The organism is Serratia sp. DFXYC6 (genome assembly GCF_057196085.1).
This window is the reverse complement of sequence record NZ_JBXUNV010000003.1, coordinates 483,897-496,352: the sequence shown is the minus strand read 5'-3', so window position 1 is coordinate 496,352 and position 12,456 is coordinate 483,897. Positions and strand designations below refer to the sequence as shown.

Genomic DNA, 12,456 nt, shown 5'->3' with positions numbered 1-12,456 from the left:
AGCGCCCACCGAATGCATGGACCTCGGGCCGTATCGATAGCGCATACGGCCCGAAAGGCGATGTGAGCTTAGTTGCCGTGCAGACGCTTGGCGTCTATCACGTCCGGCAGCTGGTTCAGCTTCGCCAGCACCCGGCTCAGCACCTGCTGGTTGTAGATTTCGATATCCATGTCGATGGTGGCCAACTGTTTCTTGGTGTCGCTGCGGCTGGCAACCCCCAGCACGTTGACCTTTTCGTTGGCCAAAATGGTGGTAATGTCGCGCAGCAACCCGCTGCGATCGTTGGCCATCACGCGCACCACCAGCGAATAACCGCTGGAGTAGCTTTCACCCCATACCGCATCGACGATGCGCTCCGGCGCGTGCGATTGCAAATCGACCAGCTGATCGCAGTCCGCACGGTGGATCGAGATACCGCGCCCCTGGGTGATAAAACCGACGATGTCGTCGCCAGGGATCGGCTGGCAACAGCGGGCAATGTGGTGCATCAGGTTGCCCACGCCCTCCACCACCACTCGGCCGTTGTCCTTGTTGCGGGCCGGCGGCGGCGCTTTCTGCTGCACCAGCTGGCGCAGCGCCTCGCGATCCTGTTCTTCGGCGCTCGGCTTGTTGAACTTACCCTGCAGGTAATTCACCATCTGGTTCAGGCGAATGTCCCCGCCGCCGATCGCCGCCAATACCTCGTCCAGCGAGTTCATGTTGTAGCGCGGGATCAGCAGCTTTTCGGCCTCTTTCAGGCTGATGCCGAGGTGTTCCAGTTCGTTGTCCAGCATCTGGCGGCCGGCGAGAATGTTCTTGTCGCGATCCTGCTTGCGGAACCAGTTGTGGATCTTCGAGCGCCCGCGGCTGGTGGTGACATACCCCAGGTTTGGGTTCAGCCAGTCGCGGCTCGGGTTCGGCTGTTTCTGGGTGATAATCTCAATCTGATCGCCCATCTTCAGCTGATAGGTAAACGGCACGATGCGGCCGCCGATCTTGGCGCCGATACAGCGGTGACCGACGTCGCTGTGAATGTGGTAGGCGAAATCGAGCGGCGTGGAGCCGGCCGGCAGATCCACCACGTCGCCTTTCGGGGTAAATACATAGACCCGATCGTCGAACACCTGGCTGCGCACTTCGTCGAGCATCTCGCCGGAGTCCGCCATTTCTTCCTGCCAGGCGATCAGCTTGCGCAGCCAGGCGATGCGTTCTTCGTAGCCGGAGCGCACGGTCACGCCTGCGCCCTCTTTGTACTTCCAGTGCGCGGCCACGCCCAGTTCGGCGTCTTCGTGCATTTGGCGCGTGCGGATCTGAATCTCTACGGTTTTGCCGCGCGGCCCCAGCACCACGGTGTGGATCGACTGGTAGCCGTTCGGTTTCGGGTTAGCGACGTAGTCGTCGAACTCATCCGGCAAATGGCGGAAGTGGGTATGCACGATGCCCAACGCCGCGTAGCAATCCTGCAGGCGCTCCGCCACGATGCGCACCGCACGCACGTCGAACAGTTCGTCGAACGCCAGGTGTTTTTTCTGCATCTTGCGCCAGATGCTGTAGATGTGTTTCGGCCGGCCGTAGATCTCCACCCGAATGCCTTCGTTGGCCATCTCGGCGCGCAGCCCGGCGACGAAATCGTCGATGAACTGTTCGCGATCGATGCGGCGCTCATGCAACAGCTTGGCGATGCGCTTATATTCTTCCGGATGCAGGTAGCGGAAGCAGAAATCCTCCAGCTCCCACTTCAGCTGGCCGATGCCGAGCCGGTTGGCCAGCGGGGCGTAGATGTTGGAACACTCTTTCGCCGCCAGCACGCGTTCGTCTTCCGGCGCGTCTTTCACCTCACGCAGGTGGGCGATGCGCTCCGCCAGCTTGATGACCACGCAGCGGAAATCCTCCACCATCGCCAACAGCATGCGGCGCACGTTGTCGACCTGTTCGGAGGCCATCGAGTCGTTTTGGGTGGCTTTCAGTTGGCGAATGGCGTCCATATCACGCACGCCGTGCACCAGCGCGACGATGCCCTTGCCGAACGCTTCGGTCAGGGTCTCTTCCTGCACGATGCCGGCGTCCACCAGCGGGAACAGCAGCGCGGCGCGCATGCTGTCGTTGTCCATGCTCAGCGTCGAGAGAATTTCCACCATCTCCAGGCCGCGCCACAGCAGCAGCGAGGCGTCAGGATGGTTTTGGGTCTGCTGCTCACAATAACGCCAGGTTGCGGCCAATCGCTCACATGACTGCGGGTTAGGTAGCCCCAAGCCGGCGATCCACTCATCAAGAGCGAACTCACCCGCCGTATTCAGATGTGCACTTCTTACCGCAACCATAACTTCTCCCTACTTTGCAGCGACCTCTGGCGCACGCTCGTTGATAAACAGCGCCATTGATTCAAGATGCCCCGTGTGCGGAAACATATCCAACATCCGCACGCGCGCAAGACGATAACCGGCGTTCAACAGCACGTTGCTGTCGCGAGCCAGCGTGGTGGGGTTACAGGAAACATACACCACCCGCGCCGGCGCCAGTTTTACAATGTGTGACATCACCCCGGCCGCACCGGCGCGGGCGGGATCCAGCATCACCTTATCAAACCCTTGTGCTGCCCAAGGTTGCCGCGCAACGTTGTCCTCCAGATTCTCATGGAAGAACGACGCATTATTCAGCTTATTCTTATGTGCATTATATTGCCCATTCGCTACCAGCGTGGCAACACCTTCGATGCCCACCACCGCGGCGGCGCGGCGCGCCAGCGGCAGGGTGAAATTACCCATGCCGCAGAACAGGTCCAGCACCCGATCATTGGGTTGAATGTCGAGCCATTCAAGGGCCTGCGCCACCATTTGTTGGTTTACGACGTCATTGACCTGAATAAAGTCGCGCGGACTGAAGTCTAAGCGTAGCCCGTCAACCTGATAATACGGCGTTTCACCGCACAGTTTTTCCACCCGATCGCTGTCCGGCGCCAGATAAACGGCGACCTTTTCCCGCTCGCCAAACGCCAACAGCGCCTGCCGATCCGCCTCTTTCAGCGCGTCGAGATGACGCAGCACCAGCAGCGGGCCGTTATCCGCCAGCACCAGCTCCACATGCCCCAGCCGCCGCACCGCCTGCAGCCCGCTCAGGCAGGCGCGCACCGGCGCCAGCAGCTGCTCCAGCTCCGGCCGCAGCACCGGGCAGTGCTCCACCGCCACCAGCTCGCTGGAGGCCGCCTGGCGAAAGCCCATCATCAGGCGCTGCTGCTTCGGCTGCCACGCCAGGCTCAGGCGGGCGCGGCGGCGATAGCCGTATTCCGGGCCGGCGATCACCGGTTCCTGTTGCGGGGTTACTCCGGTTTCGCGGGCGATCATGCGCACCAGCGCCGCCGCCTTGCTCTGCTGTTGCAGCGCCTCATCCGCATGTTGCTGCTGGCAGCCGCCGCACACGCCAAAATGCGGGCAGCGCGGTTCTACCCGCTGCGGGCTGCGGCTCAGCAGGCGTTTGAGCTTGCCTTTGGCGAACTGACGCTTGTCTTCGGTCAGCTGGATTTCCGCCTGCTCGCCCGGCAAGACGCCCGGCACGAACACCGCTTTGCCGTCGTGGCGCGCCACGCCCTGGCCGAAAGGATCGAGATCGCTCACCGTCACGGTGAAGATTTGTGAGCTCTGCCGGGTCGTCACGCGGCGTTTGGGAGAGTAGAATTGCGCCATATTTGTCGATTGTGTGCTGGTTCATTAAGCTAGTGTCAGCTGTCAATTCTCCCACATTGGAATCCCATGACCAAATACAGCCTGCGTGCGCGCATGATGATCCTGATTCTGGCACCGACCTTGCTGATTGGTTTGCTGCTCAGCACCTTCTTCGTGGTGCACCGCTATAACGAGCTGCAGGAACAACTGGTCGACGCCGGCGCCAGCATCATCGAGCCGCTGGCGGTGGCCAGCGAGTACGGCATGACGTTCCGCAGCCGCGAATCGGTCAGGCAGTTGGTCAGCCTGTTGCACCGCCGCCATTCGGACATCGTGCGTTCGATCACCGTGTTCGATGCGCAGAACAATTTGTTCGTCACCTCCAATTATCATCACAACTTCGCTCAGCTGCAGCTGCCGAAAGGCGTGCCGTTGCCCACCGATCTGATGCTCACCCGACGCGGCGATTCGCTGATCCTGCGCACGCCGATCCTGTCGGAAAGCCAGTATCCGGATGAAACCGCCGACGGCGGCAGCCATCCCGACAACAACCTGGGCTATGTGGCGATCGAGCTGGATCTGCAGTCGGTGCGGCTGCAGCAATATAAAGAGGTCTTTGTCTCTACCCTGCTGTTGCTGCTGTGCATGTGTATCGCCATCCTGTTCGCTTACCGGCTGATGCGCGACGTGACCGGCCCGATCCGCAATATGGTGAACACCGTCGACCGCATCCGCCGCGGCCAGCTCGACAGCCGCGTGGAAGGCTACATGCTCGGCGAGCTGCACATGCTGAAAAACGGCATCAACTCGATGGCGATGTCGCTCACCGCCTATCACGAAGAGATGCAGCAGAACATCGATCAGGCCACGTCAGACCTGCGCGAAACGCTGGAGCAGATGGAGATCCAGAACGTCGAACTGGATCTGGCGAAAAAACGTGCGCAGGAGGCGGCGCGCATCAAGTCCGAATTTCTGGCCAACATGTCGCATGAGCTGCGTACTCCGCTCAACGGCGTGATCGGCTTCACCCGCCAGATGCTGAAAACCGATCTGAGCGCAACCCAGACCGACTATTTGCAGACCATCGAGCGCTCGGCCAACAACCTGCTGACCATCATCAATGACGTGCTGGACTTTTCCAAGCTGGAGGCCGGCAAGCTGGTGCTGGAGCATATTCCGTTCGCCCTGCGTGAAACGCTGGACGAAGTGGTGGTGCTGCTGGCGCCCAGCGCCCACGACAAGGGCCTGGAGCTGACGCTGGATGTGCACAACGACGTGCCGGAGCAGGTGATCGGCGACTCGCTGCGCCTGCAGCAAATCATCACCAACCTGCTGGGCAACGCCATCAAATTCACCGAAACCGGCAATATCGACATTCGCGTCGAGCTGCGCAAACAGCTGGATCGCCGGGTGGAAGTGGAAGTGCAGATCCACGATACCGGCATCGGCATCTCCGAACGCCAGCAGTCGCAGCTGTTCCAGGCATTCCGCCAGGCGGACGCCAGCATCTCCCGCCGCCACGGCGGCACCGGGCTGGGGCTGGTGATCACACAAAAGCTGGTGAAAGAGATGGGGGGCGATATCTGCTTCCACAGCCAGTTGAACCGCGGCTCGACCTTCTGGTTCCATATCACGCTGGATCTGAACGAGGGCATGCTGTCGCTGGCGCCGAGCCTGCCGGATCTGAACGGCAAAACGCTGGCCTATATCGAGTCTAACCCGACGGCGGCGCAGGCGACGCTCAACATGCTCAGCGTCACGCAGCTGGTGATCACCCACTCGCCGACGCTGGGCCAGTTGCCGCCAAGCCACTATGACTTCCTGCTGGCCGGCGTGCCGATCCCGTTCCGCGACAACATGGCGCAGCATCAGGACAAATTGCTGGCCTCGCTGAAGCTGGCCGATAGGGTCATTCTGGCGCTGCCGTGCCAGGCGCAGATCGATGCCGAGCTGCTTAAACAACAAGGCGCGCTCGGCTGCCTGATCAAGCCGATCACCAGCACGCGTCTGTTCCCTCTGCTGAGAATGGAGACGCCCGATCGGCTCGCCGCCCCGCCTGAGCGTAAACGTCTGCCGCTGACGGTGATGGCGGTCGACGACAACCCGGCCAACCTGAAGCTGATCGGCACGCTGCTGGGCGAACAGGTGGAAAAAACGCTGCTGTGCGAGAGCGGTGAGGAAGCGCTGGCGCTGGCGCGCAACAACGTGCTGGATCTGATCCTGATGGACATTCAAATGCCGAAGATGGACGGCATTCACGCCAGCGAACTGATCCGCCAGTTGCCGCACCACAACTCCACGCCGATCGTCGCCGTCACCGCCCATGCAGCCAGCGGCGAGCGCGAGCACCTGCTGCAGGCCGGGATGGACGACTACCTGGCCAAGCCGATCGACGAGAAAATGCTGACCCGCGTGCTGTCGCGCTATCACAGTGGCGAAATGGAAAACGCCGTCGCCGACGACGCGCCGCTGTCGCTCGACTGGCCGCTGGCGCTGCGTCAGGCGGCCAATAAGCCGGATCTGGCGCGCGATCTGCTGCAAATGCTGCTCGATTTCCTGCCGCAGGTGCGCGAACGAGTGCAGGCGCTGCTCGAAGGGCAACACGACGACGAGATCCTCGACCTGGTCCATAAGCTGCACGGCAGCTGCAGCTACAGCGGCGTGCCGCGCCTCAAGCAGCTGTGTTTCTACCTCGAGCGGCAGCTGCGCCAGGGCATCACCAACGACGAACTGGAGCCGGAGTGGCTGGAGCTGTTGGATGAGATTGAACTGGTGATCCACGCGGCGCGCGTGCATCTGGCGCAACCGGCCTGAATCCTCAGGCCATAATGCAAAAAGGCACGCCATAGCGTGCCTTTGTTGCTTTTAGCGCCTGACGTTTATCACTGCGCCAGCAGGTACAGCTGGCTATCGCCGCGCTGAATATTCAACGCCAGCACCGACGGCTTGCTGTCGAGGATTTTACGCAACTCGCCCAGGTTCTGGATCGGCTGTTGGTTCACGCCCAGGATCACGTCGCCCTTTTTCAGGCCGATGCGCGCGGCGGCGCTGCCGGCTTTCACGCTGTCGACCTTGACGCCTTTCTGGTTGCCGACCTGGGCATTGCTCAGCTCGGCGCCTTCAATGCCGGTGTAGATATTGCCCGAGGCCACCTGGGTCTGCGCGCTTTGCTCCAGCGTGACGTCAATGGTCACCGGTTTGCCGTCGCGGATAATGCCCAGCGACATCTTGCTGCCGACCGGCAGCGTGCCGATCTCCGCCCGGAACGAGGCGAAGCTGGAGATGGCCTTGCCGTTCATGGTGACGATCACGTCACCGGCTTTGATGCCCGCCTTCGCGGCGGAAGACTTCGGCACCACCTGGCTGACGAAAGCGCCGCGCTGCGCGTCGACCTTCATCGCCTTGGCCAGCTCAGAGTTAAGCTCGGTGCCCATGATGCCGAGCTCGCCGCGTTTCACTTGGCCATACTCGACCATTTGCGCCGTCAGGTTTTTCACCATGTTGCTCGGAATGGCGAAGCCGATGCCGATGTTGCCGCCGTCCGGCGCCAGGATCGCGGTGTTGATGCCGATCAGCTCGCCGTTCAGGTTAACCAGCGCGCCGCCGGAGTTGCCGCGGTTGATCGCCGCATCGGTCTGGATAAAGTTTTCGTAGTTTTCGATATTCAGGCCGCTGCGCCCCAGGGCGGAAACGATGCCCGAGGTGGCGGTTTCGCCCAGCCCGTAGGGGTTGCCGATCGCTACGGTGTAATCGCCGACGCGCAACTGATCGGAATCCGCCATCTTGATCGCCGTCAGATTCTTGAAGTCTTTCAGCTGGATCAGGGCGATGTCGGAACGCGGATCCTTGCCGATCACCTTGGCGTCGAAACGGCGGCCGTCGCTCAGCTGCACCTGGATCTTGTTGGCGTTATCCACCACGTGGTTATTGGTCACCACATAGCCCTTGGCGGCATCGATGACCACCCCGGCGCCCAGCGCCTGGAATTTCTGCTGCGTGCCCTGCGGCTGGCCATCCGGCCCAGGCTGTTCACCGCCCTGACACATCGGCGAGCCCTGGAACGGCGAACCGTCCTGGCAGAACGGCGAATCTTCACCGAAGAACTGTTGGAACTGCTGCGGCATGCGCGGCGTATTGACCGTGGTGCTGCCCTCAACGTTAATGCTCACCACGGAAGGCATTACCTTTTCCAGCATCGGCGCCAGGCTCGGCAACTGCTGGGTGCTGGAAGAGGCGGTTTCAGCGGCGCTGGCCGTCACCGGGCCCATCGCCATGCCGATGCTGAATGCCAATGCGCTCAGAACTAATGCGGTTTTTTTCATCTGTGTGTCTCTTATAAAGTCGTTCAAAAAAGAATGGCCGTCTTGCGTGCTTATTCAGAGTTAATTAATAGCCTGAAGTTCCGGCACAGATGATTGGCAATAGTAAACAAATATTGTCCGTCTTTACAAAAATCAAGACAGCCAACCGGTTGGAATTGCTGATAATTATTCCTCAGCTTAATTATTCCGCCGCCATTAATCGACGATATTCATCATAGGCATAAAGGTCGGTCATTCCGCTGATATAGTCCTGCAATAAACGCGCGCGGAAATAATATTCCCGAATGGCTTGCTGCTCCGGCGATAAATGCTGCAGCCCTTCTACCGCCTCCGCATACGCCAGCCGATGCTTGGTGGACAGCTTGTGGAACAGGCGCGTTTCGATCGGGTAAGCGCGGTGGCTGTCCTCACGCACCAGCAGGCTGAAGTCCGCCAGCGACATCGCCAACAGCGGGCTGTAAATGTCCAGCAGGCCGCTGATCACCCGGTAGCCTTGCAGCTCGAGCTGTTCGACCTCCGGGTGGTTGAACACATGCTTGAACGCCACATTTTTAAATATTTTCAGCAGCCGGTAGGCCGGGCTGGAATCCTCCAGCAGCGCCTGATTGAAGCTGCCCTGATAAACCGCGTCCAGATTGTCGATAAAGCGCTGCGCCGCGTGCGGCACCAGCCGCGCCACGGTAAACACCCGCAGATACATGAAGAACTGATCTTCCGCGCTGCGCCGCGCGCCACCGCGATCGATCTTGCGAAACGCGCTGGCGACGGTCTTGTCGAACAGATCGCCCGGCGCCACCTCGCCCCACTCCTGAATCAGGTGCTGATACAGTTGCTCGACGGTGAAAATGCTCTTCTCCACCGCGTCTTCCAGATCGGCCACACAGTACGAGATATCGTCGGCGGCCTCCATAATGTAGGTCAGCGGGAAACGATCGAACTCGCCCATATGCAGCTCACGCCGCAGCCGATCGACGAAGGCCTCTTCCGCCAGATAGTAGCCGGGCTTTTTCATCAGATAACTGTGGCTGGCGGGGATGTCGCCCGCCCAATAAGCCGGGCGGGTGTATTTCAAAATGCAGCCGACCTGCGCGTAGGTCAGATTGAGTTTCAGCAGGCTATACACCATGCGGATCGCCTGGGCGTTGCCCTCGAAGTGGCTGAGATCCTGACGGATCCGGCTGCGCAGCCGGTTCAGATCGCTCTCCCCTTCATGCAGGCGCAGCGCCGCGACCTGGCAGCGATCGTGACTGCCCGGCTCGCTGCCGCAGCTGGTGGGATCGAGCCGCTGGGCAAACCAGTCATTGATCGCCGACTCGCCGAAGTGACCGAACGGCGGATTGCCGATATCGTGCATCAGACAGGCCATTTCCACGATGCTCTCAAACGGATCGAGCAGCCGGGTCAGGCCGAATTCATCGATCTTACCCGCCTGTTTGAAGCGGTTGAGGATCTCTTTGGCGATATGGCGCCCGACCTGCTGCACCTCCATCGAGTGCGTCAGGCGGCTGCGCACCGCCGCGTTGCGCTCCAGAGGAAACACCTGGGTTTTTTGCTGCAAACGGCGAATGGCGGCCGAGTTGACGATGCGCCCGCGATCGCTCTCGAACTGCCGCACGATGTCGTACTCTTCCTCGGCCTCGATCGGTTTGCTGAAAGGCCGTTGGAAGCTGATTTTTTGCTTGAAGTCGATCCCGGACATCTGTTTCTCCGCCGTTGCGCCCTGCCCCCGTGATAACAATTCCCGGCGGCGGATGCAACGCATTATCTCTCTTACACAGCCATGATAGACTATGCCGCAATTCTCACGGCCAATCAGCGAGTGTTATTTATGAAAGTAGGCATCATCGGCGCAATGGAGCAGGAAGTCACCCTGCTGCGCGATCAAATCGAAAACCGTCAAACCATCCAGCGCGCGGGCTGCGAAATCTACACCGGCCAGATCGGCGGCGTTGACGTGGCCCTGCTGAAATCCGGCATCGGCAAAGTCTCTGCGGCCATGGGCACCACCCTGTTGCTGGAGCACTGCAGCCCGGACGTGGTGATCAATACCGGCTCCGCCGGCGGCCTGGCCAGCACGCTGCGCGTGGGCGATATCGTGGTGTCGGAAGAAGTGCGCTACCACGACGCCGACGTCACCGCCTTCGGCTACGAGCCGGGCCAGATGGCCGGCTGCCCGGCGGCGTTCGTCGCCGACGACGCGCTGATCGCGCTGGCGGAAAGCTGCATCAAACAGCTGGATCTGCACGCGGTGCGCGGCCTGATCTGCAGCGGTGACGCCTTCATCAACGGCGCCGAACCGCTGGCGCGCATCCGCGCCACCTTCCCGAGCGTCGCCGCCGTGGAAATGGAAGCCGCGGCGATCGCCCACGTCTGCCATCTGTTCGGCACGCCGTTCGTGGTGGTGCGCGCCATTTCCGACGTCGCCGACAGCGAATCGCACATGAGCTTTGACGAGTTCCTGGTGGTAGCGGCCAAGCAGTCCACGCTGATGGTCAACGCCATGCTGCAAACCCTGGCCAAGCGCGGTTGATGTGAGACTGCGCTTCACCTCGATGTTCTGCCTGTTGGCGCTCTGGCTGGCTCTGCCGGCCGGTGCCGCGCAGCGGGTGATCAGCCTGGCGCCCAACGCCACCGAACTCGCCTATGCCGCCGGCATGGGCGATGTGCTGGTGGCGGCGAGCGCCTATTCCGATTACCCGCCGCAGGCCGCCAGGCTGGAGCAGGTGGCCTCCTGGCAGGGCATCAATCTGGAGCGGGTGCTGGCGCTCAAGCCGGATCTGATCCTCGCCTGGCGCGGCGGCAATCCGCAACGCGCGTTGGATCAGCTCGCCGCGTTCGGCATCCCGATCTTCTATGCGGACGCCGACAATCTCGAAGGGATCGTCGGCTTGCTGGACAAGCTGGCGCGCTACAGCCCGCACCCGGACCAGGCGCATCAGGCCGCAGAAGGCCTTCGCCGCCAGTTCGCCGCTCTCAAGCAACAGTACGCCACTAACGTGCCACGCCGCGTGTTGCTGCAGTTCGGCACCCAGCCGCTGTTCACCAGCTCCGGCGCCACGCTGCAAAGCCAGGTGCTGGCGCTGTGCGGCGGGCAGAACGTCTTCGCCGACAGCCGTACCCCTTGGCCGCAGATCAGCCGCGAGCAGGTACTGGCGCGTCAGCCGCAGGCCATCGTCATCACCGGCGGCGCGAAAGAGGCCGCCAATGTGAAAGCCTTCTGGGCGCCGCAGCTGCAGGTGCCGGTGATCGCGCTGAACGAAGACTGGTTCAATCGCGGCGGGCCGCGCCTACTGTTGGCGGCGCAGCAGCTGTGCCGCCAGCTGGCGGAGATCCGCTGATGCTGGTGTTCTGGCTGGATATTCTCGGCACGGCGGTGTTCGCCGTCTCCGGCGTGCTGCTGGCCGGCAAGCTGCGCATGGATCCGTTTGGCGTGCTGGTATTGGGCGTGGTCACCGCGGTCGGCGGCGGCACCATCCGCGACATGGCGCTGGCCAACGGCCCGGTGTTCTGGGTCAAGGATCCCACCGATCTGGTGGTGGCAATGATCACCTGCGTCTTGACGCTGCTGCTGGTGCGCCAGCCGCGCCGCCTGCCGAAGTGGGTGCTTCCGGTGCTCGACGCCGTCGGGCTGGCGGTGTTCGTCGGCATCGGCGTCAACAAGGCCTTCGCGGCCGGCACCGGCCCGCTGGTGGCGATCTGCATGGGGGTAATCACCGGCGTCGGCGGCGGCATTATCCGCGACGTGCTGGCGCGCGAGATCCCGATGATCCTGCGCACCGAAATTTACGCCACCGCCTGCATCATCGGCGGCATCGTGCACGCCACGGCGTTTTACACCTTCAATATGCCGCTGCAACAGGCCATGATGCTGGGCATGCTCATTACCCTGGCCATTCGGCTGGCGGCCATTCGTTGGCATCTCAAGCTGCCCGCCTTTATTCTCGAACGCTGAGCCGCCGCACATCACTCACGGCCGGCTGGCCGGCGCAGGAGAACGGCACGGCAGTGATCCTCGTGGAAGGGTAGGCATAAAAAAACCCGCCGGCCGTAAGGCGAGCGGGTTGATATTCTGGCAGGCAAACTCAGATGCTGAACGACGAACCGCAACCGCAGGTGGTTTTGGCATTCGGGTTGGTCACCACAAAGCGCGATCCTTCCAGCCCTTCGGTGTAGTCCACCGAACCGCCGACCAGGTACTGCAGGCTCATCGGATCGACCACCAGCGCCACGCCCTGCTTCTCGATGGTCATATCGCCATCGTTGACTTTGTCGTCAAAAGTGAAGCCGTACTGGAATCCGCTGCAGCCGCCGCCGGTAATATAAACCCGCAACTTCAGGTTCGGGTTTTCTTCGTCAGCAATCAGGAACTTAACCTTGTTTGCTGCTGCCTCGGTAAATTGCAGGGGCAGTGCCGTTTGATCACTCATACTCTTTACTCCCAACATTGTTCAGCATCAGATCGCGACTATGGCTGCCTGATTAATATTAACGATTAT

General features: G+C 61.4%; 9 protein-coding genes. 4 read left to right on the top strand and 5 right to left on the bottom strand.

What is annotated here, in order from left to right:
- Positions 1 to 68: 68 nt before the first annotated feature.
- Both relA and rlmD read right to left on the bottom strand, forming a co-directional pair.
- A complete protein-coding gene (gene relA, locus AC2CGQ_RS18600; protein WP_004932686.1) occupies positions 69 to 2,300 on the bottom strand; it encodes a GTP diphosphokinase in 2,232 nt (743 codons plus the stop codon).
- A 9-nt stretch (positions 2,301 to 2,309) separates the two neighbouring features.
- Complete coding sequence (rlmD, locus tag AC2CGQ_RS18595) at positions 2,310 to 3,659, bottom strand: 23S rRNA (uracil(1939)-C(5))-methyltransferase RlmD (RefSeq protein ID WP_021505325.1); 1,350 nt, start codon at positions 3,657 to 3,659, stop codon at positions 2,310 to 2,312.
- A gap of 66 nt (positions 3,660 to 3,725) precedes the next feature.
- Between rlmD and barA the strand changes: the two genes are divergently transcribed.
- Positions 3,726 to 6,452 carry a two-component sensor histidine kinase BarA gene (gene barA / locus AC2CGQ_RS18590; RefSeq protein WP_015376668.1) on the top strand — a complete coding sequence of 909 codons (2,727 nt, stop codon included), beginning with the start codon at positions 3,726 to 3,728 and terminating at the stop codon, positions 6,450 to 6,452.
- A gap of 68 nt (positions 6,453 to 6,520) precedes the next feature.
- Here barA and degP read toward each other — a convergent pair whose 3' ends face one another.
- Together degP and dgt are read right to left on the bottom strand one after the other, a co-directional pair.
- A complete protein-coding gene (degP, locus tag AC2CGQ_RS18585; RefSeq protein WP_015376667.1) occupies positions 6,521 to 7,960 on the bottom strand; it encodes a serine endoprotease DegP in 1,440 nt (479 codons plus the stop codon).
- A gap of 181 nt (positions 7,961 to 8,141) precedes the next feature.
- Positions 8,142 to 9,659, bottom strand: a complete 1,518-nt coding sequence (gene dgt / locus AC2CGQ_RS18580; protein ID WP_076740945.1) for a dGTPase — start codon at positions 9,657 to 9,659, stop codon at positions 8,142 to 8,144.
- A gap of 129 nt (positions 9,660 to 9,788) precedes the next feature.
- On the opposite strand from dgt, the gene mtnN reads away from it, so the two are divergent.
- The 3 genes from mtnN to AC2CGQ_RS18565 are packed head-to-tail and all read left to right on the top strand — an operon-like array spanning position 9,789 to position 11,912.
- Entirely contained in the window at positions 9,789 to 10,490 is a 702-nt protein-coding gene (gene mtnN / locus AC2CGQ_RS18575; RefSeq protein ID WP_015376665.1) for a 5'-methylthioadenosine/S-adenosylhomocysteine nucleosidase, read from the top strand.
- A gap of 22 nt (positions 10,491 to 10,512) precedes the next feature.
- Positions 10,513 to 11,298, top strand: a complete 786-nt coding sequence (btuF, locus tag AC2CGQ_RS18570) for a vitamin B12 ABC transporter substrate-binding protein BtuF (protein WP_088382032.1) — start codon at positions 10,513 to 10,515, stop codon at positions 11,296 to 11,298.
- Positions 11,298 to 11,912 (top strand): TRIC cation channel family protein, encoded by a 615-nt coding sequence (locus AC2CGQ_RS18565; RefSeq protein WP_015376663.1) that lies wholly within the window; start codon positions 11,298 to 11,300, stop codon positions 11,910 to 11,912. The genes btuF and AC2CGQ_RS18565 overlap by 1 nt, the downstream gene beginning before the upstream one ends.
- Before the next feature lie 130 nt (positions 11,913 to 12,042).
- Here the strand turns inward: AC2CGQ_RS18565 and erpA are convergent, their stop codons facing one another.
- Positions 12,043 to 12,387: an iron-sulfur cluster insertion protein ErpA gene (erpA, locus tag AC2CGQ_RS18560; RefSeq protein ID WP_004932708.1), complete on the bottom strand. Its 345-nt coding sequence runs from the start codon at positions 12,385 to 12,387 to the stop codon at positions 12,043 to 12,045.
- Positions 12,388 to 12,456 lie beyond the last annotated feature (69 nt).

What these genes read in the sequence shown, in the direction of transcription:
- btuF (WP_088382032.1), top strand. Translation starts at nt 10,513, where the DNA reads ATGTTCTGCCTGTTGGCGCTCTGGCTGGCTCTGCCGGCCGGTGCCGCG.
- erpA (WP_004932708.1), bottom strand. Translation starts at nt 12,387, where the DNA reads ATGAGTGATCAAACGGCACTGCCCCTGCAATTTACCGAGGCAGCAGCA.
- mtnN (WP_015376665.1), top strand. Translation starts at nt 9,789, where the DNA reads ATGAAAGTAGGCATCATCGGCGCAATGGAGCAGGAAGTCACCCTGCTG.
- dgt (WP_076740945.1), bottom strand. Translation starts at nt 9,659, where the DNA reads ATGTCCGGGATCGACTTCAAGCAAAAAATCAGCTTCCAACGGCCTTTC.
- relA (WP_004932686.1), bottom strand. Translation starts at nt 2,300, where the DNA reads ATGGTTGCGGTAAGAAGTGCACATCTGAATACGGCGGGTGAGTTCGCT.
- degP (WP_015376667.1), bottom strand. Translation starts at nt 7,960, where the DNA reads ATGAAAAAAACCGCATTAGTTCTGAGCGCATTGGCATTCAGCATCGGC.
- barA (WP_015376668.1), top strand. Translation starts at nt 3,726, where the DNA reads ATGACCAAATACAGCCTGCGTGCGCGCATGATGATCCTGATTCTGGCA.
- rlmD (WP_021505325.1), bottom strand. Translation starts at nt 3,659, where the DNA reads ATGGCGCAATTCTACTCTCCCAAACGCCGCGTGACGACCCGGCAGAGC.
- AC2CGQ_RS18565 (WP_015376663.1), top strand. Translation starts at nt 11,298, where the DNA reads ATGCTGGTGTTCTGGCTGGATATTCTCGGCACGGCGGTGTTCGCCGTC.